Origin of the sequence: Nocardia sp. NPDC059691, from assembly GCF_042733915.1 — a bacterium.
In the GTDB taxonomy this organism is placed as follows: Bacteria; Actinomycetota; Actinomycetes; order Mycobacteriales; family Mycobacteriaceae; genus Nocardia; species Nocardia sichangensis.
The window spans coordinates 1-25,129 of record NZ_JBHWFB010000014.1; the positions used below are offsets into that span (position 1 = coordinate 1).

General features: G+C 66.7%; 24 protein-coding genes and 1 pseudogene. 12 read left to right on the forward strand and 13 right to left on the reverse strand.

The genetic code is table 11. The features are described 5' to 3' along the window. Positions 1 to 174 (forward strand): multicopper oxidase domain-containing protein (locus ACFV2O_RS27850; protein WP_379254537.1); only part of this gene is annotated, 174 nt, incomplete at its 5' end. A gap of 591 nt (positions 175 to 765) precedes the next feature. On the opposite strand, the pseudogene ACFV2O_RS27855 reads toward ACFV2O_RS27850, so the two are convergent. Continuing rightward, a pseudogene (locus tag ACFV2O_RS27855) lies at positions 766 to 1,249 on the reverse strand (nucleoside deaminase). Positions 1,250 to 1,417: 168 nt separating this feature from the next. Here ACFV2O_RS27855 and ACFV2O_RS27860 point away from each other — a divergent pair. After that, on the forward strand, positions 1,418 to 1,933 hold the full coding sequence (locus ACFV2O_RS27860; protein ID WP_379254325.1) for a transposase: 516 nt from the start codon (positions 1,418 to 1,420) through the stop codon (positions 1,931 to 1,933). Between the two features lie 84 nt (positions 1,934 to 2,017). Here the strand turns inward: ACFV2O_RS27860 and ACFV2O_RS27865 are convergent, their stop codons facing one another. The 3 genes from ACFV2O_RS27865 to ACFV2O_RS27875 form a co-directional block, all read right to left on the reverse strand. Further along, positions 2,018 to 2,323, reverse strand: a complete 306-nt coding sequence (locus ACFV2O_RS27865; protein WP_364426146.1) for a hypothetical protein — start codon at positions 2,321 to 2,323, stop codon at positions 2,018 to 2,020. Positions 2,324 to 2,656: 333 nt separating this feature from the next. Beyond that, positions 2,657 to 3,688 (reverse strand): medium chain dehydrogenase/reductase family protein, encoded by a 1,032-nt coding sequence (locus tag ACFV2O_RS27870; protein WP_379254327.1) that lies wholly within the window; start codon positions 3,686 to 3,688, stop codon positions 2,657 to 2,659. 73 nt (positions 3,689 to 3,761) lie between these two features. Further along, entirely contained in the window at positions 3,762 to 4,328 is a 567-nt protein-coding gene (locus tag ACFV2O_RS27875) for a TetR/AcrR family transcriptional regulator (protein ID WP_379254329.1), read from the reverse strand. A gap of 144 nt (positions 4,329 to 4,472) precedes the next feature. On the opposite strand from ACFV2O_RS27875, the gene ACFV2O_RS27880 reads away from it, so the two are divergent. The 5 genes from ACFV2O_RS27880 to ACFV2O_RS27900 all read left to right on the forward strand — a co-directional run bounded on the left by ACFV2O_RS27880 (position 4,473) and on the right by ACFV2O_RS27900 (position 10,285). Next, a complete protein-coding gene (locus ACFV2O_RS27880; RefSeq protein WP_379254330.1) occupies positions 4,473 to 4,919 on the forward strand; it encodes a CBS domain-containing protein in 447 nt (148 codons plus the stop codon). A gap of 172 nt (positions 4,920 to 5,091) precedes the next feature. Then, entirely contained in the window at positions 5,092 to 7,287 is a 2,196-nt protein-coding gene (locus ACFV2O_RS27885; RefSeq protein WP_379254332.1) for a serine/threonine-protein kinase, read from the forward strand. Positions 7,288 to 7,358: 71 nt separating this feature from the next. After that, the gene (locus ACFV2O_RS27890) at positions 7,359 to 7,919 is read left to right on the forward strand and encodes a hypothetical protein (RefSeq protein ID WP_379254333.1); all 561 of its coding nucleotides are present in this window, start codon (positions 7,359 to 7,361) and stop codon (positions 7,917 to 7,919) included. 18 nt (positions 7,920 to 7,937) lie between these two features. Beyond that, the gene (locus ACFV2O_RS27895; protein WP_379254334.1) at positions 7,938 to 9,272 is read left to right on the forward strand and encodes a Dyp-type peroxidase; all 1,335 of its coding nucleotides are present in this window, start codon (positions 7,938 to 7,940) and stop codon (positions 9,270 to 9,272) included. After that, complete coding sequence (locus ACFV2O_RS27900; protein WP_379254336.1) at positions 9,269 to 10,285, forward strand: hypothetical protein; 1,017 nt, start codon at positions 9,269 to 9,271, stop codon at positions 10,283 to 10,285. The genes ACFV2O_RS27895 and ACFV2O_RS27900 overlap by 4 nt, the downstream gene beginning before the upstream one ends. 109 nt (positions 10,286 to 10,394) lie before the next feature. Here the strand turns inward: ACFV2O_RS27900 and ACFV2O_RS27905 are convergent, their stop codons facing one another. Both ACFV2O_RS27905 and ACFV2O_RS27910 read right to left on the reverse strand, forming a co-directional pair. Next, on the reverse strand, positions 10,395 to 11,624 hold the full coding sequence (locus tag ACFV2O_RS27905) for a lipase family protein (protein ID WP_379254538.1): 1,230 nt from the start codon (positions 11,622 to 11,624) through the stop codon (positions 10,395 to 10,397). Between the two features lie 136 nt (positions 11,625 to 11,760). Then, positions 11,761 to 12,615: an NAD(P)H-binding protein gene (locus ACFV2O_RS27910; RefSeq protein WP_379254337.1), complete on the reverse strand. Its 855-nt coding sequence runs from the start codon at positions 12,613 to 12,615 to the stop codon at positions 11,761 to 11,763. A gap of 137 nt (positions 12,616 to 12,752) precedes the next feature. Here ACFV2O_RS27910 and ACFV2O_RS27915 point away from each other — a divergent pair, with 137 nt between their 5' ends. Further along, complete coding sequence (locus ACFV2O_RS27915; RefSeq protein WP_379254339.1) at positions 12,753 to 13,775, forward strand: Lrp/AsnC family transcriptional regulator; 1,023 nt, start codon at positions 12,753 to 12,755, stop codon at positions 13,773 to 13,775. A 265-nt stretch (positions 13,776 to 14,040) separates the two neighbouring features. Here the strand turns inward: ACFV2O_RS27915 and ACFV2O_RS27920 are convergent, their stop codons facing one another. From ACFV2O_RS27920 to ACFV2O_RS27935, 4 genes are all read right to left on the reverse strand, one after another. Then, positions 14,041 to 14,478 carry a MerR family transcriptional regulator gene (locus tag ACFV2O_RS27920; RefSeq protein ID WP_355073826.1) on the reverse strand — a complete coding sequence of 146 codons (438 nt, stop codon included), beginning with the start codon at positions 14,476 to 14,478 and terminating at the stop codon, positions 14,041 to 14,043. Further along, positions 14,475 to 14,822 (reverse strand): hypothetical protein, encoded by a 348-nt coding sequence (locus ACFV2O_RS27925; RefSeq protein ID WP_379254341.1) that lies wholly within the window; start codon positions 14,820 to 14,822, stop codon positions 14,475 to 14,477. Before ACFV2O_RS27925 ends, ACFV2O_RS27920 begins: the two co-directional genes overlap by 4 nt. 125 nt (positions 14,823 to 14,947) lie before the next feature. Beyond that, positions 14,948 to 15,124, reverse strand: a complete 177-nt coding sequence (locus ACFV2O_RS27930) for a hypothetical protein (protein WP_355073830.1) — start codon at positions 15,122 to 15,124, stop codon at positions 14,948 to 14,950. 37 nt (positions 15,125 to 15,161) lie between these two features. Beyond that, a complete protein-coding gene (locus ACFV2O_RS27935) occupies positions 15,162 to 16,247 on the reverse strand; it encodes a Vms1/Ankzf1 family peptidyl-tRNA hydrolase (protein ID WP_379254343.1) in 1,086 nt (361 codons plus the stop codon). Between the two features lie 148 nt (positions 16,248 to 16,395). On the opposite strand from ACFV2O_RS27935, the gene ACFV2O_RS27940 reads away from it, so the two are divergent. From ACFV2O_RS27940 to ACFV2O_RS27950, 3 genes are all read left to right on the forward strand, one after another. Further along, entirely contained in the window at positions 16,396 to 16,737 is a 342-nt protein-coding gene (locus ACFV2O_RS27940; RefSeq protein WP_356964245.1) for a DUF3140 domain-containing protein, read from the forward strand. 66 nt (positions 16,738 to 16,803) lie between these two features. After that, the gene (locus tag ACFV2O_RS27945) at positions 16,804 to 18,012 is read left to right on the forward strand and encodes a zinc-dependent alcohol dehydrogenase (RefSeq protein ID WP_379254344.1); all 1,209 of its coding nucleotides are present in this window, start codon (positions 16,804 to 16,806) and stop codon (positions 18,010 to 18,012) included. Between the two features lie 11 nt (positions 18,013 to 18,023). Next, on the forward strand, positions 18,024 to 18,527 hold the full coding sequence (locus ACFV2O_RS27950) for a hypothetical protein (RefSeq protein WP_379254346.1): 504 nt from the start codon (positions 18,024 to 18,026) through the stop codon (positions 18,525 to 18,527). A 71-nt stretch (positions 18,528 to 18,598) separates the two neighbouring features. On the opposite strand, the gene ACFV2O_RS27955 is transcribed toward ACFV2O_RS27950, so the two are convergent. From ACFV2O_RS27955 to ACFV2O_RS27965, 3 genes are all read right to left on the reverse strand, one after another. After that, a complete protein-coding gene (locus ACFV2O_RS27955; RefSeq protein WP_379254539.1) occupies positions 18,599 to 20,275 on the reverse strand; it encodes a long-chain fatty acid--CoA ligase in 1,677 nt (558 codons plus the stop codon). Between the two features lie 121 nt (positions 20,276 to 20,396). Continuing rightward, on the reverse strand, positions 20,397 to 22,097 hold the full coding sequence (locus ACFV2O_RS27960; RefSeq protein ID WP_379254348.1) for an aldehyde dehydrogenase family protein: 1,701 nt from the start codon (positions 22,095 to 22,097) through the stop codon (positions 20,397 to 20,399). Next, entirely contained in the window at positions 22,094 to 23,662 is a 1,569-nt protein-coding gene (locus ACFV2O_RS27965) for a GMC family oxidoreductase (protein ID WP_379254350.1), read from the reverse strand. Before ACFV2O_RS27965 ends, ACFV2O_RS27960 begins: the two co-directional genes overlap by 4 nt. A gap of 177 nt (positions 23,663 to 23,839) precedes the next feature. Between ACFV2O_RS27965 and ACFV2O_RS27970 the strand changes: the two genes are divergently transcribed. Further along, positions 23,840 to 25,084 carry a PucR family transcriptional regulator gene (locus ACFV2O_RS27970; RefSeq protein ID WP_379254352.1) on the forward strand — a complete coding sequence of 415 codons (1,245 nt, stop codon included), beginning with the start codon at positions 23,840 to 23,842 and terminating at the stop codon, positions 25,082 to 25,084. The last annotated feature ends 45 nt before the right edge of the window (positions 25,085 to 25,129 follow it).

Genomic DNA, 25,129 nt, shown 5'->3' on the forward strand with positions numbered 1-25,129 from the left:
CAACTCCGCACCCTCACAGGAAACGGACCCCGCAAGGACACCGTCGTGGTCGCATCCATGCAAACCGTCGAGGCCGACCTCGACACCACCAATCCTGGACAATGGATGCTGCACTGCCACAATGCCTATCACCAGGAAGGGGGAATGATGACCGTCATGTCCTACGTGCGCTGACCACACACACCAGGGATGGACGGTGAACCGGCCGGGCGGGTGAGGGTCGATCCCCAGGCGCCTTGGTGGGGCGGTGGATCGCACCGCCTCCCGGATGCGGCAGGTATGTGCCCGTCGCGCCTTCGCCTGCGTTGTGCGCGGCGAAGGCCAGAGCAGCCTGCCCATAACCATGACCGACCCGAGAACGGCTGTCTTACACGCGCCTATTCGTCGCAGCAGCTCTCGGGCCGCGCCGGACTCAGCTGTCAGTGTGCCACCAAGCTATCGAGTTCCTCGGCGAACACTAGGGCGGGTCGAAACCCATTCCGGCGAAGTGCCCGGCGAGTTCGAGCGCAGATGCGACCCGGCCGGTGCATCCGCTGGACCGGCCCAGCGATCGGCGCCGGAATGAGCATCGACGACGGCACTCACGTCTGGACCTTCACCCCCGTCGCGGCGTCCTCGTACGCACCGAGGAGAACTGGAACGGGCCCAAGTCGAAGCCGACGTATCGACCTCCACCTACTTTTCGGCGCCGGACTCGAAGCCTGGCTGACCGACCTGCGCACAGCCGCCGAGAACTGAACACCGTTGCGGCTGTGTGGCGCCGCTTCAGCTGCGGAAAGCGTGCGCACGGTGGAGTGCCTCGATCCAGTCGGTGAGTTCGGCGACCGGGTCCGTCGACCATGGCGTCCGGCACGACCTCGGTGATCGGCAGCGCCGCGACCGGGGCACGCGGGACACCCCACTCCGCCAGCCACGACACCAATTGACCGGACGACACGGCGTAAACGATCCGCCCGAGGCCGACCCATCCGTGGCTCGCCGCGCACATCGGGCAGTGCTCGCCGGAGGTATAGACGGTGGCCGCGGCGCGCTCGTGAGGCGACAGATGCGCCGCGGACCAGCGAGAGATCTCGAATTCGGGATGACGTGTCGCGTCACCCGCCTTGATCCGGTTCCGGTCCTCGAAGAGCACTTCCCCGTCGGCCGAGACCAGGAGCGAGCCGAACGGCTCGTCCCCGTCGTCGAGCCCCTCCCTGGCGAGTTCGACGCAGCGGCGCCGGTGCGAAAGGTCCTCGGCAGTGATGGTCATCGAATCATCCATAAGGTTGTAGGTGTTCAGGGCCAGACGCTCTGGATGCCCAGGACGGCGGGTTGTGGCTGATCGAATCTCGCCGCTGGGTGGCTTCCTAAGAGTGGCCGCCCCGTCGTTCTGGACGCCTTGGCCGCTGATTGAAATCTGTGCGCGAAGTCGCTGTTTATGGAGATGCAGGCAGGGTCGTCCGCGGGGTTTCTGCTCGATCTCGACCGCGAGATCAAAGACCTCGACAAACAACTCACCGAACGATTCGGCGACCATCCCCACGCCGCGGCCATCACCAGCGTGGACGGATTCGGCCCGATCCTGGGCGCGCAACTGCTGGCCGACGCCGGCGGCGACCTGCGCACCGTGTTCGGCAGCGCCGCACGGCTGGCCGCCTACGCCGGGCTGGCACCGGTGCCCCGCGACTCCGGCAAGGTCAAAGGAAACCTGCACCGCCCCAAGCGATACCACCGCGGCATGCGCAAGGTCTTCTACATGGCCGCGCTGTCGAGCATCCGCCGCACCGACGGACCTTCCCGCGCCTTCTACCAAAAGAAGCGAGCCGAGGGAAAGGTCCACACCCAAGCACTCATCGCCCTGGCCCGCCGCCTCATCGACGTCATCTGGGCACTCGTCCGCGACAACCGCACCTTCGCCACCGAGGCACCAGCCCCGATCAGCGCCGCGGCTTGACACGATCATTGAAACTCCTGGTAGCAGAAAACGGGTGGGCCTTGCCGGAATCGACAAGGTCCACCCGCCGACGCGGTCGATCAGCTATCGCATCGGTGCCGGTCCGCATTCCTTGCCCATCAAGTCGGGGAGGTGCGCCCATCCGGACGAGCAGTTCATGACCTCGCCGCCGTTCACCTGGAACGGCTGCGTGATCTCTCCACTCGCGGGCGCACCGTTCGACGGCGTGCAGTCCATAGCGGTCACTCTGCCTTCCCACACCGGCGAATGGGACGAACAGTTGTAGTTCCACATCTCCTGCGCCGTGGCGGTCGGCGGACAGAACAACAGCGCCGCCGCGGCGGCGAAGAACGGGGGAAGACCCAAACGAACGAGGCGTGTGGCTTTCATGACGATCTCCTTGTCCTGGTTCCGTGCGGTCTGAATCGGTAACCGTCCCGGACGAACAGTCCGAGTGGTAGCGAGCAGAAACTGCTTGGTGCTCAGGAGAGAACGTGCACACTGCGACAAGGACGCTACCCCCGGGATACCCGACCTGATGCGGAATGCCGATCGCTGTGACCATTCGGATACGGTGGCGACCATTTCGGCTGCCGAGCCGGGCGGACGCCGAGCAGCTCAGTGGGCATGCTTCCCGGGCGCGGCGCTGCCGCGGTACTCGCCGAGACCGGAGACATGATCTCGGGCATGCCGTGCGACCATCGGGAGTCCGGGAGCCGTGGTTCACGGTTCCAGCACGACCTTGCCGACCACCGTGCCCGACTCCGCGAGCCGCACCGCCTCGGCGACCTCGGTGAGCGGCAACCGGGCGGCGACCTGTCCCCGCAATGACCCGGCCACCGCGAGATCGAACACCTGCCCGAGGTCCTCGGCGATCCGGGCGCGGAAGGCCGCGGCGTCGCGCTTGCCCGCCCACAGATTGAAGAAGTGCGCTCTGCGCTTGTTCGGCACCGCGTTCCACAGTTGCAGCCGGGCGAGCAGTTTCAGCACGGGAAGCCGGGAATCGCCTTCGACGTCACGGGTGGCCGCGGTGCCGTAGGACACCAGGGTGCCACCGGGCGCGAGCAGCCGGAAGGAGTCCACGATGCCGGGGCCGCCGACGTGGTCGAACACCGCGTCAACACCGTTCGGCGCCAGCGCCCGGACCTGGGCGGGCACGTCGCCGCGGTAGTCCACCCACTGCGCGCCGAGCGCCCGGACCGCGTCCTCGTTGCGGGCCGACGCGGTGCCGATCACCGCGATACCGGCCGCGCGGGCCAGCTCCACCAGCGTGGAGCCGACGCCGCCGTTCGCGCCGTGCACCAGAATCGTCGCACCGCGCCGGGTTCCGGCGACCCGGTGCAGCATCTGCCACGCGGTGATCCCGTTGACGACCAGCGTCTCCGCTTCGGCCGGGTCGAGCCCGTCCGGCACCGGCACCAAGTCGGCGGCGTCCAGCAGCACGTGGCTGCGCCAGCCGCCGGTCTTGGTGAGCGCGGCGACCCTGCGGCCCCGCAGCGCCGCGTCCACTCCCGAACCCACGGCGACGACCTCGCCGACCAAGTCGTAGCCGGGCACGAACGGGAACGGCGGCTGGTCGTAGTACTTGCCACGCCGCATCTGCTGCTCGGCGAAGGAGACTCCAGTGGCCTCTACCCGCACCAGCGCCTGCCCCCGACCGGGTGGCGGCAGTTCGCGCTGCCGCACCCGCAGTCCGCTCGGTTCGACTCTGCCGGGCAACACGATCTCGGTAACTGTCACGTTCGGTGTGCTCATCTCGGAACCTCCTAGTGTGTGATTGATCAATCACTCTGTGGGTAAACGGCGATTTCGCCGCTCAGGACGTCGATTACATGCGGTTCGGGTGCCGGATCCCCTTGGTGAGCATTGCCGCCCACTCTCCTGCGCTCGCGTCGATGTCGAGCGTGGTGATCAGATGACAGAGCTGGCCGTAGGCGATGAAGCGCTGGACCTGCTCGGCGCTGCCGCCGGACCGCTCCGCGGCGAACGCGGTGACCCGTTCGAGCCCGTTGCGCATAGCGGCGGCGATTTCCGGGATGCCGGCCGCGGATTGGGCGTGCACCTGCACCATGAGCAGTCGGTTGTCCGCGATGAGCTCGGCGTAGGCGCCACCCATCCGATACAGGATCGCATCCGGGTCGGTCTCGCCCGGCCGGGACGCACCGGCCGACAGCGCTTCCTCGATCAGTTCGAAGGCGCGATCGAGCGCGGCGACGAACAGCGATACCTTGCCGGGAAACAACTTGAAGACGTACGCGGGCGAGATCGATGCGCGTGCCGCGACGCTCGTGATCGGCGTGCCGTGATAGCCGGTGCGGGCGAACTCGTCGATCGCGGCGTCGACGACGGCCTCGCGCCGGAGTTCCGCGGTGGAGAGAGTGGCACGTCTGCTCATGTGAGTGACTGTACACTCACTCTCCGGGGCGTGCAACGGTCCCGAGGCGGTCGCCAGAGGACCTTCTGCCCTGTCGATACCTTCGCCACCGTCGAATGATGATCGGAGTAGCGAACACGCCGCCGTAATAGAAGGAGATGCATCATGACGACCGCGCGGACCATCATGCGGCCCGACGTACAGCACATCAGTGTTCGAGAAACCATGGAGGCAGCCGCCCAACGCATGCGGCAGCTCGACATCGGCGCACTGCCCATCTGCGACGGCGAATGCCGTCCGGTCGGCATAGTCACCGATCGGGATATCGTCGTGAAGGTGGTCGGTGTCGGCGCTAATCCGAAGACCACCACCGCCGGCGAATTGGCGCAGGGCGCCGACCGACTGCATACCGTCGATATCGACACCGATGTGCGCGACGTGCTGGTCCTCATGGAGCAGCAGCGGATCCGTCGGCTCCCGGTCACCGACAACGGCATGCTGGTCGGCATCATCACCGAGGCCGATCTGGCCCGCAATCTGTCCGATAGCACCGTCGGCGAATTCGTCGAGGCGGTCTGCGCGGCCCATCTGCCCGCCACCGAGAAAGTGTGAGGATCGGACGCGTCGGCCAGCCCGTCGAAAACTGTCTCGGATAGGTGCAACGCGGGCAGCATCGCGACAATGATGCAGTAGGAATGCCGAGGCCGATATCATCGATACCGCGACCTTTTCACAATGCTGATCCTCCATAGCGAACGCGATTCATCCGTGCGGGAGGTGGTCGGTGAACGGCATAGCGTTCGGTCGCTACCGGTTGCACGAGTTGATCGGCGAAGGCGGCATGGGCCAGGTATGGCGGGCCTATGACACCGCTACCGACCGCATCGTGGCGATCAAATTGCTGCCCGAGCGCTGTGCGATTGATCCCAGCTTCCGGGAGCGGTTCCGACGCGAGGCTCACGACACCGCTCAACTGCGCGAACCACATGTGGTCCCGATCCACGGCTACGGCGAGATCGAAGGCCACCTCTATCTCGATATGCGCTTGATCGATGGCGACGACGCGAGAACGCTGCTCAACCGCGATGGTGCGATGGAGCCGGCGACAGCGGTTGGGGTGATCTCCCAAGTCGCGGCGGCACTGGATGCGGCGCACGCCCAAAGTTTGGTACACCGCGACGTCAAACCATCCAACCTGTTGGTCACCGATACCGGCTTCGTCTATCTGATCGACTTCGGTATCGCGCGCTCGGCCAGCAATACCCCGCTGACCAGCACCAGCACGATGATCGGCACCTTGGCCTACATGGCTCCGGAGCGATTCACCAGCGGGGTCGCCGACGCTCGGTCCGACGTATATGCCCTTACCTGTGTGTTGTGCGAATTCCTGACCGGAATACCGCCCTACCCGAGCACCAGCACGGAACAACAGGTCGCGGCGCACCTGACCGCAGCACCCCCGGCGCCGAGCATGCGGCGGCTCGACCTACCGGTCGGGTTCGACGATGTCATCGCCCGGGGCATGGCGAAGGACCCGGACGACCGCTACCAGACCGCAGGAGAGCTGGCAGCCGCCGCCGAACACGCTCTCACCACTGCTCCTGCGGTTGCCGCCGGAAGCGCCCCCCGAGCCGGCCCCATTTCGGTGCCCCCCGGCTTCGGAGGTCTCCGCGATCGGCCCGGGACGCCGCCGCCGGTACCCTCCACAGAGCCGTACGCGGAGCAAAAGTCCACGATCAACGCTGGACCTCCCGTAGATCTGCCCGGTCTTCAGCCCATCCGATCCGAATCGGGCGGGATCCCACGCGACGGCACCACACCGCCTCGACGTAAACGGCCTGTCGTGGGGGTAGTGGTGACCGTGGTCGCCGCGTTCATCGCCGCGGCACTAGGGGCGGGTATTTGGTGGCTCACCCGGCCATCGAAGCCTGAAGTCGCTTTCGACGGCAAATACGAAGTCACCTACACGCCCAAAACTCTCAACGGGAAGCCGGACAACAGTCCCCCGCAAGAAAGGATATGGTCAGTCCGATCCGACTGTCCATCGCACGGCGAACGCTGCGTGGCCTCGATAACCAGCCAGAGCACGTCCGAGCGGGAGACAGCCCCGGCCAAGTTCAGCGCGGACTATCGCGACGGCACGTGGACGATCACAAGAGACATACGGGCCCGCCCCGACCCCGATTGCGAAAATCCGATCACCAAGGTGCCGCAGAACGTCCCGGCATGGCAGAGACTCGAATTCCGACCCGGCATCCCGGCATGGACCGGAAACTCCTTCAGTTTCGTCGGCGGCCCTTGCGCATACACCCAACAACAAGAGATGAAGCTTTCCCGCGTCGGCGAGATCGATCCGAAGGTCGACGTCGTCCCTCCCGAAACCATCCCCGACCGCGGTCCCAGCCCGACCATCGCGCCGATCAGCGGCTCCTACGACGTAACCATCACATATACCGCGACACCAGACGTTCCCAATCCCCCACCGCCGAGCAAGTTCCGGCAGCAATACAACACCCTGTGCATGCGTGAGGGCGACCGCTGCGCCGCAACGACGGACACAAATTCCGGCACAGATCCGCGCAAAGATCCTCGCGCCGTCTTCGCTCCGATGTTGAGGCTCGAGGGCGGGGTCTGGCGGACCGATTACAGCATCCCCTTTCCCTGCTCCGCGGAATCGAACGAGCCGCACACCATCGCGACATTTCATTGGGAGTTGTTCCCGTCCGACGTGGGTCCCGAACCCACCGCATTCTTGACCGGAACATGGACCCGCGAAAAATCGGATCCTTGTCCCGAGACCAGCCGTGCCACGGTCGAGATGCGGCGGGTCGGCTCGACCGGCGCGCGGCCCGCTGTCGCAGGCAGCAATGCGGACCAGCAGCAGCCCCATCCATCCCCGGCTCCAGCGATCGTCGCAATCCGCTTACCCAAGGGAAGCGATGGGTTCCGAGACCCACACCTCGGACAAACGATCAGATAACAACGACGAGAGCGGTTCGGCCAAGGGATTTCAGCTCGCTTCGCGCCGCACCGCTCGAGATGGAGGCGGAAATGACCACAGGCGATGCGGATTGGTCCAAGCCGGCGGCGATGGCCCTGCCGAAGGAGGGGTTCTTCGAGCTCGAGCAAGGCCGGTACGGGCCGGTCTTTCCCCGCACACCCGCCAATTACGGCTTCTCGATCATCGCGCGGGTCAAACCCGGCCGTGAGGAGGCGATCCGGGAGTACGGCAAGCAAATCGAGGCCGCGGTAGCCGAAGATCCCACTGTGCTGGCGCCGCTCCGGCTGCATTACTTGCGGTGGGTACTGTTCGACATCGGCGACGGGTTGTGTTTCCAATATCAGGGGATCTTCGACACCGACTTCGACAAGTACGTCGAGGATGCTATCGCCTTGTTCCTGTCGACGGGCATCACAACCGTATTCGTGAACCTCGAAGGGTTCCCCGAAGACTGGAAGACCAATACCGATGCGGTGATCGAGTTCTTTCGTGAGCATCAATTCCCGAGCTTCTTGGAGTACGGTGAGTACCCCTATGTGACCGCGGACGAGGTCAAGAAGGCGCTGCGCGTGAAGGCGGCATTTTCCGACATGCTCGACCAGATGCAGTAGGGACCGAGAGGTTTGCTGATGCTCGAACTCGACGACATTCAGCACATTCTGCTGACCCGCGTCCCAGCGCTGACCGGACGCTACGAGTTCCTGTCGTTCGCCAGTGCCACCGGTGGGCGGGCGTGGCTGTCGGCCATGGTCGACCGCGTGGCCTCGGCCGCCGACGCACAACGCTCCGTGACCACCGACCGCCGATGGGTGACACTCGCGTTCACCTGGACCGGCCTGCGCGCACTCGGCGTGCCCGAACAGTCACTGGCAACGTTCCCCGAGGAGTTCCGCCAGGGCATGGCAGCGCGGGCCGGCGTCCTGGGCGACACCGGGACCGATCACCCCGACCATTGGGTCGGTGGATTGGCGGGCGACGATCTGCACGCGATCGCGATCCTGTTCGCCCACGACGACGCCGAACGCGCTCGCTGGGTGCACGAGCACCAGCAGCTGGTCGGCCGCTGCGCCGGAGTGACGGTGCTGTCGTCGCTGGACCTCGCGGCCGTTCCGCCGTTGGAGTACCCGCACGACCATTTCGGCTACCGCGACAGGTTGTCGCAGCCGGTGATCGAAGGCTCCGGTGAGCAGCCCACACCGGGCACGGGTGCCCCGCTCAAGGCCGGCGAGTTCATCCTGGGATATCCCGACGAGGACGGTCCTCCGGTGGGATTGCCGCAACCGGAGGTGTTGTCGCGCAACGGCAGCTACATGGCCTACCGGCGCTTACAAGAACACGTCGGGCGATTCCGCGAGTTCCTGGCCGAGCACACCGACACCCCGGAGGAACAGGAGTTGCTGGCCGCGAAACTCATGGGCCGCTGGCGCAGCGGCGCCCCTCTGGTGCTCGCCCCCGAGCGGGACGATCCCGAACTCGGGGCAGATATGCGGCGAAACAACGATTTCAACTACAAACAGATGGACCCCTACGGGTACGCCGTGCCTTTGGGCTCGCACATCCGCAGGCTGAATCCCCGCGACACCGCGGTGAACATGCAGCGGCGGCGCATGATCCGCCGCGGCGCCACCTACGGACCGCACCTCCCCGAAGGCGTTTCCGAGGACGGCGCCGAGCGCGGAATCGCGGCCTTCGTGCTGTGTGCCAGCCTGGTGCGCCAATTCGAATTCGCCCAGAACGTGTGGATCAACGACAAGACGTTCCACGAACTCGGCAACGAGCGGGATCCGATCATCGGCAACCAAGACGGCACCCTGGAATACAAGATCCCCAAACGTCCGATCCGCAAGACCATCAGAGGATTACCGGCGTTCACAACTCTCAGGGGTGGCGCGTACTTCTTCATGCCCGGTGTTCGCGCACTGCGCTACCTTTGCACCCCTACCGACAACGAGGTGGCACCATGAGCACCGTCACCCAGGCACGCACCTACAACCAATCTCAGCTGCCACGCACCTACACTCCCGGCAGACGCCGGTTGAGCATCTACTGGACTTGGAGTTATCCCTGGGAAGCCCAGCGCGATCCCGCCGCGCTGGACAACCGCTTCTCCACCATGACCGAGGTGCGCCAAGCGGCTTGGCCTGCCTACGAGACGCCCGAGTACGACGCCGCGCACTTTCTGCAAGGGATCGCCGGAACGCTGGAATTGTTCCACCGCTCCACCCTCACCTTCCAGCAGATCGCCGGAGAGGCCACCGGTCACCCCGTCGCGGTCTTCCAGCGCATCGATCAAGCCGGGTTCGAACTCCCCCTCGACGAACGCATTCTGGCCGACACCGATACTCTCATGATCTTCGGCCTCGACCACGTTCTCGGTCAGGCGGAAGCCGCGCCCGACGAGATCGCGGCCCTCGACGAATGGCTGCGACGCGAAGGCACCTGTCTGCTTTTGGCGCCTCATCACGACGTGGGTTGCACCGACGACCTCCAGCAACGCCAAGTCGAATACCAGCACCACGGCGACCCGCTGGTGCCGCGCCAACAACGCTTCAGCGCCTACACCCGCTCACTGATGACAGCCCTCGACGTTCCGGTGCACAACATGTACGGACTCCGACCCGCCGTCGCCGAAGGCACGAAATCCATTGCGCCGCTCAGCACAGTTCGTGACCTCGATGACTTGCACCTGCTCGACAACGTCACCACATTCAACTTCCACCCTCACCTCCCGCACTATCACCTCACCGCGCCCGCAAGCGCATCGGTGCGCCTGCTCGCCCGGCAACCCATCGACCTCGACCGCCCACACCCCTTCACCGCCGAAGGCAACACCGAATTCAACACCCTGATCTGGCTGCCGCCCACCGACCGACGCGCAGGCGACATCGTCATGATCGACTCCACCAACTTCACCACCTTGTTCGGAGGAACCGAAAGCCTCATCAACCTCTGGCGCAACTTCGCACTCATGAAGTGACCGCGCACCACACCGACGCGGTCTACCTCCTGCAGGCCAGGGGCCATCCGCCCATCGCGAGTTCGGCAGCCACCTGCCGCAGTTCCGCTTCGCTACGTGGGCGTCGATGTCAGCAATTGGTAGGGGCGAGCTCTCCGCGGGCCCGGCCTTCGAGCCACAGCAGCACCGCAGGCGCACCCAATACCGCAGGGGCCAAATGTTCCAGCGCGGAAGGCAATTCAACCGACGGCACCAGCACCGTCTGCACCCGCACCCCGGCCGCGCACCAACGGCGGACGGTATTCTCGATCGCACCGAGCGGAATCTGCTGGTCCTTCGGCGAATGCCATTCGAGGATCGGATTTTCCGGCATCCCGGGATAGAGTTCCAGGCTGTTCTCCTCCACCACCGAGCGGGCTTCGCGGCTGTCGATGATCGAGGTGTTGTCGAGGTACTCCCGAGCGCTGCCGTCGACGCCCGCGGTGAGGATGTCGTTGCTGCAGCTGTTGGCCATGTCCTGAGCGACCGCGAGGCCGCGCGGGTTGAGATACGAGCTCGTCGGCAGTCTGTCCGGGTACTCCCGCTCCAGACCGATCGCCGCCGCCATGGCCAACCCGAACGAGGGGTGCCGGTCCAGGCCCAGTGTCTCGGCCATCGTCATCAGATTCATCGGGGCACCACCGATGGCCGCACCCGCGAGTTTCAGCTCCGGTGCGTATGCCGGCTGCAACGCGGCCGCCCATGCGGTGGCCAGGCCACCGCCGGAATAACCGGCCATGACCGCGGGGCTGTGCTCCACGGCGAGTGCGGGTAGCCGCTTCACCGCACGGATGCCGTCCAATACGACCTGGCCACCCAAACGCGCTGCCCCGAGAGCGAACTGCGGCCCGAGGTGATCCGGCAGCGCCACAGTCCAGCCCCGCGCCAGCGCCACGTTCAAGATCGGCGTGGTCGCCACCAGGTTCAGATCGTCGCTGTACAGCTTGTGCGATATCGCGCAGCCGGTGCCGAGCGCGTTGATGAAATGCTGATACGACAACAGTGGCCCGCCGGGCTGTCGGGCGAAGGGAGTCAGAACCGTCGTAGTCGCAGCGATCGGCGCTCCATGCGAGTCGGTGGACCGGAACTTGACCAGCGTGACAGTGGCTGCGGGGAAGATCGCCAGCGCGGGCAGCGCCCGCACACCCAGCACATCCCCTGCTTCGTGTGCCGCCAGATCCGCCGGGGCGGCATAGAACGGGTCCGGATCGGGCAGTGGATACAGCGGTTGCGCGGTTGCCGTCGTCGCCAAGAGCAGCCCGAGTGCCACACCGCCGATCGCACCGCTGCGCCTGCTGCCGGGCAAAAGAAACCGCCGGATCACGATCTTCTACCTCCAGTAGTTCGCGCATTTGTCGACCGGCCAGCCTGCATTCAAATCCGACGCTGCGGACTGACCTTCCGCGACACGCCGCACGAAAATCTGAAACGGTAGGAATCGAGATGTGCGCGCGCTGTCACACACGCGCGAAGTCGGCAAGGTGTCGGGTTGCCCACTCGCGGAACGAGGTCGGCCGCACGCCGGTGACTTCTTGCACCGTCGGATGCACGACGGAGGTGAACGACTCCAGTGCGGTGGCGCGCAGTGCCATGATGGCGTCGGCCATGATCTCGGAAAGTCCGTGGTCCAAGATCGCCTGACGGGCGGCGGCGGGCTCGACTTCCAAGAACCGTAGCGGCCTGCCCAGCACGTCGGCGAGTACGGCGGTCATCTCGGCGGGGGTCAAAGCCTCCGGTCCGCTGAGCCGATAGGTTCGCCCGTCATGACCGTCGGTGGTGAGCACGGTGGCGGCGACGGAGGCGATGTCGTGTTCGTCGACGACCGCGATGCGGCCGTGGCCATAGGCGGCGAACACGCTGTCGCGGTTCCTGATCGAGTCGGCCCAGTGCAATGCGTTGGCCATGAACCCGAGCGGGCCGAGGATCGTCCACGGAATGCCGCTGTCGCGCAGTGCCTGTTCACCGCGGCGATGCCAGCTCGGGATGGAGTCGGTCGCGGTGTCGTCGCCGGTACGCCCGGAGGACAGCTTGACGACGTGCGCGACATCGGCGCGTACGGCTTCGCGAATCAGGTTCGCGTCGTGGGTTGGGATGTCGGGGCCGGCGGAAAGCAGGAACACGCGGTCCACCCCGCGCAGCGCCGCGGCGATGCTGCCGCGATCACTCAAGTCGCCCGCGACGACGTCGACGGCAGCGGGAAGACCAGCGGCGGCGGGCCGACGGGTCATCGCGCGCACGGGCACCTTCGCGGCGACGAGTCGGTCGACGAGCGAGCGGCCGACAGTGCCGGTGGCGCCGGTAACCAGAATCATGAGAGTCCCTTCAGTGGATCGTTGTCGTCGCGTCCTGTCCGACGACGGGACCCAGCATCGGCCCGGAGCGCCCGCCATCTCCATCCACAGGGAGATATCGGTGGAAATTTTCCATTGAAGACGGAATGCTGAAAGAAATGACCGTGATAGACGAGCTGGACCGGGGCATCGTCCATGCGCTGCACATCGATGGCCGCGCACCGTTCAGCCGTATCGGCACGGTGCTCGGGGTGTCGACGCAGACGGTGGCCCGGCGCTACCGGCGACTGCGCGCCGAGGCCGGGTTGCGGGTGGTCGGTCTGAGCCGTCTCGACCGCGACGACCACACCCGCTGGCTGGTCCGCCTCGGCGCCACCACGACGGCAGCCCGGACACTCGCGCATTCCCTCGCCCGACGTCCCGACACCTCGTGGATCAAACTCCTGTCGGGTGGCACGGAAATCCTTCTCATCCTTCGCATGTCGCACCAGGCGGACGCGGCACATCCGCTGCTGCTGCAGGAGATCCCCCGCACCGCCGGTATCACGACCGTGTCGGCTCACTACGTGCTCCACACCTATTTGGGCGGTCCGACGCCGTGGCACGGACAAGTCGCAACGCTCACCGAGCACCAGCAGCGACAACTCACGCCACCCCATCACGACGCGCTGTCCGCACGCGGGCTCTCCAGCGCCGACGATGCCCTGTTGTCCGCGCTGCAAGCCGATGGACGGGCCGGGCTGGCCGAGCTGGCGGCAGCCACCGGATGGTCCCCGGCGACGGTCGCGCGCCGCCTGGCCGATCTACGGGCGCAGGGCGAGATCTTCTTCGATGTCCAGGCCGACGACACCCTGTTCGGCGCCGCCACCCAGGCACTGCTGTGGATGTCGGTCGCTCCCGCACGGCTCGACCAGGTCGGCCTCGAGTTGGCGCGGCATCCCGAACTCGCCTTCGTGCTGGCCACCACCGGTCCGAGTAACCTCGTGGCCCAGGCGATGTGCCCGAATCCCAGCGCCTTGCACCATTACCTGACCCGCCGCCTCGGCAGCGACGACGCCATTCGAACACTGGAAGTGACACCCGTACTCGCCACGGTCAAAGCCGCAGGTCACGTCACCGCCGAACGCACCAGGCACGGCACAGCCAGCCGTCGTTCGAAAAGCGCGGCGAATTCATGGTGAGGCGCCCGTGTCGCAGCCGCATCCCGCATCCGCGCAATGCCCCGAGGTGGTCGTGCATCCGGCGCGCCGGGCGCGGGTCCACAACAGACCGATCGCACCGGCGACAATGAGGGCGATGCCCAGCGACTCCAGCCACGAAATGCTCACCAACGCCACCCCGCCGCCGAAGATTCCGGCGGCGACCAGGACTGGAAGCGCGCAGCATCCGACAGACAGAAGCGCGCCCAGCCCGATCGGTACCCACCAGCGTCGCGTCCGCGTGCGCTCAGCACCCACACTCGCCTCCTTCACCGGCGGAGTCGGTGGTGAATGGTACTGGGCAGCAAGGGCTTTCGCTGCAGGCGAGCAAGTCGTCACAACCTGCCTCCAATGCGGCATGCAGGGTGTCGCGCACCGCGGTCAGCTCGGTGAGTTTCGCGTCGATCTCGGCCAATTTGGCCGCCGCGCGCGCTTGTAGCCCGACAGCAGTACGGCGACCCGATGGGGTGGCGGACAAAAGCTCGGCGACCTCGTCGAGGGTGAACCCCAGCCGCTGGGCCGCCTTGATCACACGCAACACCGTGACGTACCGCTCCGGATACAGTCGATGCCCGCCGAGAGACCGCTGCGGTTCGGCGAGCAGACCACGCCGCTCGTAGTACCGCAACGTCTGCGTGTTCACCCCGGTGGCCGCGGCCAGCTCGCCGGTGCGCAACCCGGTCAACGCCGATCGCCGCCGATCCAGGCGTCCGCCCGCGCGGCCAGCGCGTCGAGTACCGCGGCCTGATTGTCGGGAACGGCGATACGCATCACCGGACCGTCCTCGGTGGCATCGAAGCCGAAGGTGAACAACGAGCAGCAACCGGACTCGCGCGCGGCGAGGTCACGGCCCTCCTCCTCCGCGCCGGCGGCCAGTAAGAGATCCAGTCGCGTGCGCGCGGGCCGATCCGTGCGCCGCACCGATTCGGCGAAGAACCGGTCGAACTCAGCGACTCGTACCGACTGTTCAACGGTGGGCAGCGTGCACGAGTCCGGTACCCAATCCCCGGCGGGAGGCGTGATCATCATGCCCTCACGGTAAGCCCGTACCCAGGTACAAGATGCAACCTCGAACCGCGGCAACGCGCGTACGTCCACCATTCCGCACTGCTGTATTACAGCGTCCGGCAAATTCGATGATTCAGTTCGAAGTGCTACGGATGTTCGGTCCGTTGCACCTGTTCGTTGATGAGGGTGTCGTCGTCAGCCGGCGGCTCGGGGTCATGCCACTCTTCTGCTCGGCTGGAACGATTGCCTCGTATCGTGCCTTCCAACTCGTGGGCCAACTCGTCGTCGTGTACGGGACCGTGCTTGGTATTTCCTCGTTCCATGGGATCTTCTCCTGTTGCGGTGGCTGGACACGGCGCGCTAGCGGTGGCGCAAAAGGGTGGCGACCCCTTCCCGGGGTACGACAGCACCTTCGACGGGCACGATCGAGCCACCCTGCAGCAATGTGACCACCGGCAACGCTTCGTCCGCGCGGTAGGCGCTGGACGATGACGCATCATCGATCCACTGCGCCGCGGTGATGCCGCGAAGCAATTCCGGATCGAGTTCGACGGATCGGTCCCCCACGGTGTCCGGATCGATCAGCAAAGTATCGGCGTTCGCCGCCAGCAGCGCCGAGACCGTCTCGGGCAGCCCCTCCACGGCCAGGCCGTCGGCCCTGCCCCGCGCGGTATTCAGTTGCTCGACAACCTGTCCCTGGTGCTGCCGTGCCTGCGTCCGCACCGCTTGCTGCACCTGCGCTTCCAGCGCGGCGGAGTCCGCACCCGCGGCCCGGGCACCGGCCTCGACCTCGACGATCCGAGCGGTAGGCGAATCGAGCGCCTTTGCCAGCGCTGCGCGGGCGCCGACCTCACCGACCAGCACGATGACCTGCGCTCCGACGCGATCCGCGAGATCGCGGACCGCCGTGGCGGCCTCCCCGACGTTCCGGCGGACCACTTCCTCTACCCGGCGCTGCATCGAAAGGTGTGCCCACCCTCCGCCGTGACGGATCTTGTGCACCGGATGCGCGGTGCCTTCGGCGGTCATCTCGATCAGGTTCTCGTCCTCGTCGACGCCGTACAGATCGCAGCCGACACGATCGACGACCGCGATCACATGCGGCACCTCGCGGGACTGCTGCTCGATGAGAGGCAACAGATACGGAAGCGCCGACACCCGCACTGTCTCCCGTGCGGGCGGCTCGGCGAGCATGTGATCGACGAGGACGCTGTCCGAATCGGCGATCAGCAGGCGGCCTGCACGCCCTTTCTCCGCCTTGACTTTGCTGATCGCGTCGTCGAGTAGCGTCAGCGTCTTCTCGGGAACGTGCTGGGCGGCCAATTGCTCGCGGATCGAGCGCCACCGTAACGCTTTTTGCTGCTCGGCGTCTTCGGTGTTGTGCGAGGCGTCGACGCAGAGCGAGACGAACGGGCCCCGCCGTTGCGCTATTTCTCTGAGATTCATGCCATACACATCCGGCGCGTACCCGGTTCGGCGTGCACGAATCCGAATCCGCGAGTGCGTTCGGAATACGCTCCGAACGGTGGTTTGGCCCACCCAGGCCCGGGTAGTCGCCACGCGTCCGCCGGGACAACCGACTGGAGGTGAAGCCATGGCCGAAACCGTCATCGACGACGAGCTGTGGGAGGAATTCCACCGCCTGGTCAATATGTCGTCCCGGCAGTTGCGCGACTGGCTGCGCACCGAAGGCGCCGATACCGGCACCGAAACGGAACCCGATCGCGCGGGGCCGGAGATCGGCCGGCGCATCCTTGCGGTTCTCGGCAAACGTCGTACCGACCTCGATGCCGACGACATCGCGGTGATGCGCCGGGCCGTAGACGAGATCACCGCGGCGCGCGGTGCGGAAGCAGAGCGCGAGCCGCGCGCGGGCAGAGACGACTGGCGCAGGCATCTGATGTCACTCGGACACGACCCACTCCAGCCGTCGTGAACTCCGCATCGCGAGTCGAGCGGACGGGTGTGCGCTCTGCAAGTTGACGGCGAGGAGGGTGCTTCGATGAAGGCAGTGGTGTGGCACGACGTGGGAGATATCCGGCTCGACGAAGTCGATGATCCCAAAATAGTGGAACCGACCGATGCGCTCGTGCGGATCACGACCTCGGCTATCTGCGGTACCGATCTCCATCTCGTGCGCGGCACGATGCCGGGCATGCAGCCGGGAACAGTGCTCGGGCACGAGGCTGTCGGAGTAGTGGAGGAGACCGGAGCAGCGGTGCGCGGGTTCAGCCAGGGCGATCGGGTCGTAGTGTGCTCGACCATCGCATGCGGGACCTGCTCCTACTGTCGTGCGGGCTACTTCGCCCAGTGCGATACCGCGAACCCGAACGGACCGCAGGCGGGAACCAGTTTCTTCGGCGGACCGGAGAGCACAGGCCCCGTCGCGGGGCTGCAGGCCGCTTACGCGCGCATCCCCTTCGCCGCCACCACGCTGGTGAAAGTCCCGGATTCGGTGTCCGACGAACAGGCGATCATGGTCTCCGATGTGCTGCCGACCGGCTGGTTCGGCGCCCGATTGGCGCAAGTCGGGCAGGGCGACACGGTACTGGTGCTCGGTGCGGGCGTGGTCGGGCAATGCGCGATCGCCGCAGCGAAGCGTCAAGGCGCGGCACGGGTGCTGGTCATCGACGGTATCGCCGATCGTCTGGCGACCGCTCGCGCGCAGAACGCCGAGCCGATCGATTTCAATGCCGAGGATCCGGTGGCAACGGTGCGCGAGCTGACCGGCGGTATCGGAGTGGACAGGGTGATCGACGCGGTCGGTGTGGATGCCCAACGCCCGAAGTCCGGACCGGCCGCGCAGGATCTTCCGGTTTCGGATTCGACGCTGGAAGCCGAGCGCAAGAAGGCGGCCCCGCAGGGCAGGACCGAGGGCGCGCAGTGGTTGGCCGGCGACGCGCCCAGCTTGGCGGCGCGGTGGGCACTCGAGGCAGTCGCCAAAGCCGGTAGCGTCGGCGTCATCGGAGTCTATCCGCCGAATTTCGACGCTTTCCCGATCGGCGCCGTGGTCAACCGCAATCTCACCGTTCAGGGCGGCAACTGCAACCACCGCCGCTACGTCCCCGGCCTGCTGGGCAGGGTGGCCCGGGGCGACATCGATCCGACCGCCTTCATCACCCAGCGCGCCGACCCGGTCTCGATCATCGAAGCCTACGAGACGTTCGACCGGCGCGAGGACGGCTGGCTGAAGACGATCGTGCCGATGTGAGGTGTGTAGCGATGCTGAAGTCGATCCTCCGCGGCGCCGCGGCGGGAGCCGCGGGCACGACCGCGTTGAACGCCGTCACCTTCCTCGACATGATCGCGCGCGGCCGACCACCGAGTCGCACGCCCGAACAGAGCGTCGAGCGCATGACCGACAGGTTGGGCGTGCAGGTGCCCGGTGACGAGGAACAACGGCGCAGCCGGATTTCCGGCGCGGGTGCGCTACTGGGCACGGGGACCGGCGTTTCGGTCGGCTGTGCCTACGGTTTCGCCCGTTCCATGAGATGGCAGCCGTCGATTCTCGCCGCCAGCACGGTCAATACCGCCACGGCCATGTCCGTCACGGCGCTGTCGCTTCTCGACTTGGGTGTTTCCGATCCCCGCCGATGGACACGTTCCGACTGGCTCAGTGATCTCGTGCCACATCTTGCGTACGGGCTGGTCACTTCCCTCACTTACGCCGCCATGGCCGACGGTCGTTCGACCTCGCGGCGACGTCGGCAGTGGCCGTGGGCATGACCCCAGCGGTGCCGGCCATCTCCGTGATGGGTTCGCGATTGCGCGGAGCCGGGTCGGCGAGCCTGTGCCGATCAACCCGCCCTGCTGTCCGAGTTCGTCTGCGTGCTGGTCGAATCGATGACGACGATATCCAGTTCGCCTGACGAGTACCGGGCGCGCAGGGCTTTCTTGTCGAATTTGCCGACACTGGTCTTGGGTACTTCGGGCAGGAAAGTCCAGCGCTCGGGCAGTTGCCATTTCGCTGTCCTACCGGCCAAGAACGCACGCAGCACGCCCGCGTCCGCCTCCGCTCCGGCCCGCAACGCGGCGGCGACGACCGGTCGCTCGTCCCATCTCTCGTCGGGTACGCCGAACACGGCGGCCTCGACGACGTCCGGGTGCGCCATGATCGCGTTCTCGAGCGCGACCGACGAGATCCATTCGCCGCCGGACTTGATGATGTCCTTGGCTCGATCGACCAGGGTGAGGTAGCCGTCGGCGGTGATGGTCCCGACGTCACCGGTGCGCAGCCAGCCGTCACGGAACGCGTCGGAGCCGACCGTTCCCGCATCGGGCGAGTAATAGGACGCGGTGATCCAGGGACCCCGAACCTCCAGCTCCCCCACGGCTTTTCCGTCGCGGGGCAGCTCCGTGCCGTCATCTCCGACGAGGCGCGCTTGCACCGGAGCGGGGAAGCGTCCCTGGGTGACCCGGTAGGCGTAGGCGTCTTCGCCCTCAATTCCGGGTGGCGGCCACGCGACGCAGCCCAGCGGCGAGGTCTCGGTCATCCCCCATGCCTGGATGATGCGCACTCCATGGCGGTCCTCGAAGGCGCGCATCAGTTGCGGCGGCACGGCCGAGCCTCCGACCACGACCGCTCGCAGATGGCCGAGGTCCTGCGGTGCGGCGTCGACCGCGGCGAGCACACCGTTCCACACCGTCGGTACGGCGGCGGCGAAACTCGGGCGTTCGGCTGCCATGAGTTCCAGCAGCGGCGACGGCTGCAGGAAGCGGTCCGGCATCACCAGCGAGGCGCCCACCATGAGCGCGGCGTAGGGCAGGCCCCACGCGTTGGCGTGGAACAAGGGGACGATGGCCAGCACCCGATCCCCCGTCCTGATGCCCATGCCGTCGGTGGTGCAGGCGTGCATGGAGTGCAGCCAGTTCGAACGGTGCGAATAGACAACGCCTTTCGGGTCACCGGTGGTGCCGGAGGTGTAGCACATCGCGGCGGCGGATCGTTCGTCGAGCAGGGGGAAGTCGAACGTGGACGAATGTCCGGCCAGCAGCGTGTCGAGTTCGTGTACCGCCACACCCTCGGGTGCGCGCAGCGCCGCCGCGTCACCGTTGGCGACGATGACGTGCCGGACCGTACGCAACTGCGGCAGCACCTGCTCGAAGGCGGGCATTAGCGAACCGTCGACGATCACCGCCTTGTCCCCCGCGTGATTCGCGACGAAGGCGATCTGTTCCGGGAAGAGACGGATATTCAGGGTGTGCAGCACCGCGCCCATGGCGGGTACGGCACAGTAGGCGAGGAGGTGTTCGTTGTTGTTCCACATGAAAGTGCCCACTCGGTCGCCGCGGCCGATTCCCAGCGCGGTGAGGGCGTGCGCGAGTTGGGCGGCCCGGTCACCGAGTTCGCGGTAGGTCAGTACCCGCGACCCGCTGCCCGTCCAGGTACGGACCGTGGCATCGGCGTGCACGGTGGTGGCGTAGCGCAGCAGCGTCGCCAAGGAAAGGGGTTCATCCTGCATGGTGCTCGGCATCGGCAGGTCGTGCTCGTGGTAAGTCATTTCGTGCTCGTCTTTCTCGAAGAATGCCCGGCCGACGGGAACGTGGTGAGCCCGGGCCGACGTTGCCGCCGGGCCCGGGCTGGTCTCATGGGTTTCAGCCGCGCAGCGCGGAGGCGAAAATCGGCGCGAGCGGGGCGACGCCGGGCTTCTTCGCGAAGTTGGTCAAACGCCGCAAGGTGGTGGCGCCCGTCCGGTTGGTGACGAACCACGGCGGCTTCGGCGACAGGCTGAATTCGCCGTGCAGCAGCGACCGAGGCGAGGGGCGGAACGGCCCGCGCAGGACGGTTCGTTCCGGTTCGGCGATCAGCAAGGCGTTGTGCACCACACCGATGCCGCTCTGGATATCGGTCAGAGAGTGCCCGGGGAAGGCGCCCCACGACGCGCGGGCGGTGAGGTAGCCCAAGCCGGTCCAGGCGTTGACAGCGATCGTGCCGTAGCGCAGTTCGGTGACGGCCGTGTCGAATCGGTCGCCCAACTGTTTGATCGTGGCCGGGTGGGCGATGATGTTGACGCCGAGCGTGCCCTCGAACTCGTCGTTGCATACCTGCACCGCCCGCGCCAGGAACTCGGCCGGGTCGCCGCCCGGCAATTCGATCACGCCGAGCACCGGGGCGAAGTATTCGGTGTGCAGAGCGGGTTCGCGCCGATTCGGTGTCAGGCCCTCGATGAGAGTGCGTGCGCCGATCACTTGCGCCTGCGGGTAGCTCTGTCGGGCGGCCTCGACACGGTCCGAGGATCCGGGATAGTAGTCCGGCCGCTTCGGCGCGCGGCCGATAGCCGCGCGGAGTTCGGCGAGGAACCGCTCCTTTTGCGGCCAATCCGCGGAGATCACCGCCACCTGTGCGGCGATGCAGTTGTACCCGTTGTTGTGCAGGCGCTGCGTCGCCAGGTGCTCGGCTTGGAAGCGCAGGTCCGCGTTGGACCATCGGCCCGGCACCACGATGGTGGGCGAAACACCGCCGAGTTCGCTGGTGATCGGCTTCGTGAGTCTGGGCGTGCCTGCCGCCTTGTTCCGTTCGGCCTCCGCTCCGGTGCCGAACACGATGGCGTCGTGGGTCGCCGCGCTGCCGGTCATGTGGACGGCGTCCACATCCGGGTGGTGCACCAAGGCCGCGCCGACTTCAGGGCCGCCGGTGATCAGGCGCACGAATCCGCGCTCTATCGCCGGAGCGAAGATCTTCTCCAGCACCGGCAGCAGCGGATCGGTGATCGGGTTGAGCTTCAGCGCCACCACCCTGTTGTCCGCGTAGAGCTGGTACAACACGTCCAGAGGGGCGATCGAGAAGATGTTGCCCGCCCCCAGGACGACGCCGATGCCGCCGGTGCTGGTCGGCGTGCGCTGCCCCAGGCCCGCACGGGCGCGAACGGTTTCGGCGTCGACGCCGGGCCGCGACCAGACTTCGGCGCGGAATCCGTTGAGCAGCAGGGCGTCGAACACTCCGTGCGGAAACACTTCGACGGCCGTCCGGCCACCGGGGGCCGGACGCATCGGGTACCCGTCGACCGGGCTGCGCCCCTCCTCCAATGCCAGCAGGGATTCCGCGAGCGCGGCAGCCCCGGTCAGCAGGGAATACGGTCCGCTCACCCACTCCTCACCGAGCAAGGGCGAATCCGAGGTCAGTTTCTTGATCCGGGCCGCGGTCTCGACCCACTCCTGCGCATGCCGCGCCGTGTTGACATGAATCTGATCCAGCAGTCGGCGCCGTGCGGGCAGCGCGGTGCGCGCCCATTCGACTTCACCACGCCGTAGTGCGGACACCGCGGCGCCGACGGTTGCCGTCACGGTCGAGGTCATGCTTCGGTTCCTTCCGATTCGGCGTCCTCGAGGACCATGTCGGAAGCCTTCTCGCCGATCATGATCGTGGGAGCGTTGGTGTTTCCGCGCACTACCGACGGCATGACCGACGCGTCGGCCACGCGCAGACCGCGCAATCCCAGCACGCGCAATCGCGGGTCCACGACGGCGCCGATCGCGCAGGTCGACGTCGGGTGGTACAGGGTCTGCGCCGTCCGAGCCGCGAAATCGAGCAGCTCGGCATCGGAATCCCCAGTGGGAGTCGAGAATTCACCGGTGGTGAGCTCCCGGAGCGCGGGTTGATCGGCGATCCCGAGGGCGCTGCGCAGCCCGGCGATCACGCTCTGGCGGTCCTCTTCGGTCTGGAGATAGTTGTGCTGGATACGTGGCGCCGTGCCGGGGGACGCGGAACGCAAGGTGACTTCGCCGCGGCTCGTCGGGTTGATCAGGCACGGGCCGAAGGCGTATCCGTGCTCCGTCGCGGCCCCCATGCCTTCACCGTGGAACAGCACCGGCGCCATATGGAACTGGATGTCGGGCCCCGCGAGACCGCCGCGGGTCTCGATGAAGCCCCCTGCCTCGCCGATATTGGAGGTCAGCGGGCCGCGTCCTTGTTCCTGCAGCAGAGCGAGGTTTTCCGGGGTCAGTGCGGTCATCAGCGACTCGCGATCGGTGCGGTAGTTGAGGAACACCGACAGATGGTCTTGCAGATTCCGCCCGACCGGCAGGTCGCGGATCGTCTCGATCCCGAACGCCGACAGCTGATCGGCCGGGCCGACACCCGACAACAGCAGCAGATGCGCCGATCCGTATGCGCCCGCGGCGAGAACAACCTCGCGCCGGGCCTGGATCACTTCCGTGCTGCCGTCCCGGCCGATGACCACACCGGTCGCGCGGCCGTTCTCGATGACGACTCGATGGGCGAGCGCGCCGGTGACCACCGTCAGATTGGGGCGCGACGCGGCCGGGTGCAGATAACCGACGGCGGCGCTGCACCGCATGCCATTGCGCTGTGTCACCTGATAGCGACCGACGCCCAGTTGGGTGGACCCGTTGAAGTCCTCGTTGCGGAGGTGGCCCGCTTGCTCGGCGGCGCGCAGGAACGCGTCGCCCAGCGGATGCCGCGATCGGCTTTCGCTCACCGCCAGCGGCCCGCCGACGCCGTGGTAGGCGTCCTTCCCGCGTTCGTTGTCCTCGGCCTTCATGAAATAGGGAAGGACCTCGTCGAAGCTCCATCCGTCGGCGCCGCCCGCGGCCCATCCGTCGTAGTCGGCACGTGCTCCGCGAATGTAGATCATCGCGTTCATGGAGCTGCTTCCGCCGACCACACGCCCACGCGGCAGATAGGCGCGGCGGAATTGCAGCCCGGCTTCGGGCTCGGTGTCGTAATCCCAATCGAGCGGACTTTTGAACAGAGAGGGAAATGCGACCGGCAGATGGATTTCGTCCGCCGTGTCCTGCGGCCCCGCCTCGATCACGGCCACCTGGACCCGCCGGTCCTCGGACAATCGACTCGCCAGCACGGATCCGGCGGATCCGGCGCCTACGACGACATAGTCGTACACGGTCGGCACCTCTCTCGAAATCAATTCTCGAATCGGGGCGCTATGACCCCGGTCACTGTCGAAGTCGATACTGCTGCGGGGATGCCTCGAACCACCATGTGCACGGGCCTACCGATCCACGGCGGATATGTGTGCCAGAGCACAAGCGCATTCCCGGCGAATGCCTACCATCTATCCATGACCACGCTGACGGAGCCGCCCGTGAATGATTCCGCCGCGGTGGCGCGCACGCTGCTCGCGGAGGTCGACGACCTCACCGCCGAACTCGTCGGCCGGATCCGGACCGGGGACCACGCCTACGCGGAATCGACCGCGCTCACCGACGCCGAGCTGGGCTTCGTCGTCCGCGACAACCTCGTCTCGCTGCTGGGCCAGCTCTCCGGCGGTGTCGGGCGTCGGCTGCAGCCCGCTACCGTGGTGGGCCGGGTCAAAGCCGAGCTCGGCGTGCCCCTCCCCGCGGTGCTGCACGCGTACCGGCTGGCCGGACGACTGCTGTGGGAACGCGCGCTCGCCGTGGCCACCGGCACGAGACTCGACGTGTTGCCCCAGCTCGGGTCGGAGATGTGGCGGATCATCGACGACTATTCGGGGGCGGCGGCGGAGGCCTACGGCGACTATCTGACCGAGCGAGTCCGCCACGACGATTCCGAACGCCGCTCTCTGTTGCGCCGTCTACTGAACGGCGATTCCCACGATCCGACACAACGCGACATCGCCCGCGCCCTCCACCTGCCCCCGCTGGGCAGCTTCGTCGTCGTGCATGCCGAAGCCGATCCCGAAGCACTGGCGCCACTGATGGGCATCGAGTCCCGGCTCCGCGCCGAATACGTCGAATCGATCTGGATCACCGAAGCCGGCGCTCGCATCGGGCTGCTCAGCCCGGCCACCGAGCGCGCGCACCAGCAGGTACTCGCTCAACTGCGGCAACACGCCACAGGCCGGGTCGGCGTGAGCCGCCCGTTCTCGACCGCGGGGGACGCGGGCGCCGCACTGCGGGAGGCCGAACTGGCCGGGCGTTGCGCACCGGCAGGCACCGCCACGGTCACCGTCTACGGCGACACACCCATCCCGCTCGTCCTGGCGCATGCTCCGTCCGCTGCGCACGAAATGGCGCACGAAATCCTCGGACCCGTACTCGACCTGCCACCAGAGGAGTGCGATCCCCTTCTCGACACGCTCGCCATGTGGTTCGAATGCGGAGGCTCCAATACCGAAGTCGCGCAACGTCTGCACTACCACCGCAACACCATCCACTACCGGCTGCGCCGCATCGAAACCCTGACCGACCGCCGCTGCTCCGATCCCAAAGCGGCCGCCGAACTCTACGTCGCCCTGACTGCCGTGCGGCTCATCGGACTGGACCGGTCCGGGATTCCCGCCGATCCCCCGTCGCGTGGCCAGGCACAACGCCTCGGCTTCTGATCACAACAGTCTTTCACCGGCTGGTCAGAGCACGCCACTCGCGCC

Coding starts and splice junctions, on each gene's coding strand:
- ACFV2O_RS27960 (WP_379254348.1), bottom strand. CDS start 22,097: ATGACCTCGACCGTGACGGCAACCGTCGGCGCCGCGGTGTCCGCACTA.
- ACFV2O_RS27880 (WP_379254330.1), top strand. CDS start 4,473: ATGACGACCGCGCGGACCATCATGCGGCCCGACGTACAGCACATCAGT.
- ACFV2O_RS27955 (WP_379254539.1), bottom strand. CDS start 20,275: ATGCCGAGCACCATGCAGGATGAACCCCTTTCCTTGGCGACGCTGCTG.
- ACFV2O_RS27875 (WP_379254329.1), bottom strand. CDS start 4,328: ATGAGCAGACGTGCCACTCTCTCCACCGCGGAACTCCGGCGCGAGGCC.
- ACFV2O_RS27950 (WP_379254346.1), top strand. CDS start 18,024: ATGCTGAAGTCGATCCTCCGCGGCGCCGCGGCGGGAGCCGCGGGCACG.
- ACFV2O_RS27895 (WP_379254334.1), top strand. CDS start 7,938: ATGCTCGAACTCGACGACATTCAGCACATTCTGCTGACCCGCGTCCCA.
- ACFV2O_RS27940 (WP_356964245.1), top strand. CDS start 16,396: ATGGCCGAAACCGTCATCGACGACGAGCTGTGGGAGGAATTCCACCGC.
- ACFV2O_RS27935 (WP_379254343.1), bottom strand. CDS start 16,247: ATGAATCTCAGAGAAATAGCGCAACGGCGGGGCCCGTTCGTCTCGCTC.
- ACFV2O_RS27945 (WP_379254344.1), top strand. CDS start 16,804: ATGAAGGCAGTGGTGTGGCACGACGTGGGAGATATCCGGCTCGACGAA.
- ACFV2O_RS27925 (WP_379254341.1), bottom strand. CDS start 14,822: ATGATGATCACGCCTCCCGCCGGGGATTGGGTACCGGACTCGTGCACG.
- ACFV2O_RS27970 (WP_379254352.1), top strand. CDS start 23,840: ATGACCACGCTGACGGAGCCGCCCGTGAATGATTCCGCCGCGGTGGCG.
- ACFV2O_RS27930 (WP_355073830.1), bottom strand. CDS start 15,124: ATGGAACGAGGAAATACCAAGCACGGTCCCGTACACGACGACGAGTTG.
- ACFV2O_RS27865 (WP_364426146.1), bottom strand. CDS start 2,323: ATGAAAGCCACACGCCTCGTTCGTTTGGGTCTTCCCCCGTTCTTCGCC.
- ACFV2O_RS27915 (WP_379254339.1), top strand. CDS start 12,753: ATGACCGTGATAGACGAGCTGGACCGGGGCATCGTCCATGCGCTGCAC.
- ACFV2O_RS27900 (WP_379254336.1), top strand. CDS start 9,269: ATGAGCACCGTCACCCAGGCACGCACCTACAACCAATCTCAGCTGCCA.
- ACFV2O_RS27860 (WP_379254325.1), top strand. CDS start 1,418: ATGGAGATGCAGGCAGGGTCGTCCGCGGGGTTTCTGCTCGATCTCGAC.
- ACFV2O_RS27910 (WP_379254337.1), bottom strand. CDS start 12,615: ATGATTCTGGTTACCGGCGCCACCGGCACTGTCGGCCGCTCGCTCGTC.
- ACFV2O_RS27870 (WP_379254327.1), bottom strand. CDS start 3,688: ATGAGCACACCGAACGTGACAGTTACCGAGATCGTGTTGCCCGGCAGA.
- ACFV2O_RS27890 (WP_379254333.1), top strand. CDS start 7,359: ATGACCACAGGCGATGCGGATTGGTCCAAGCCGGCGGCGATGGCCCTG.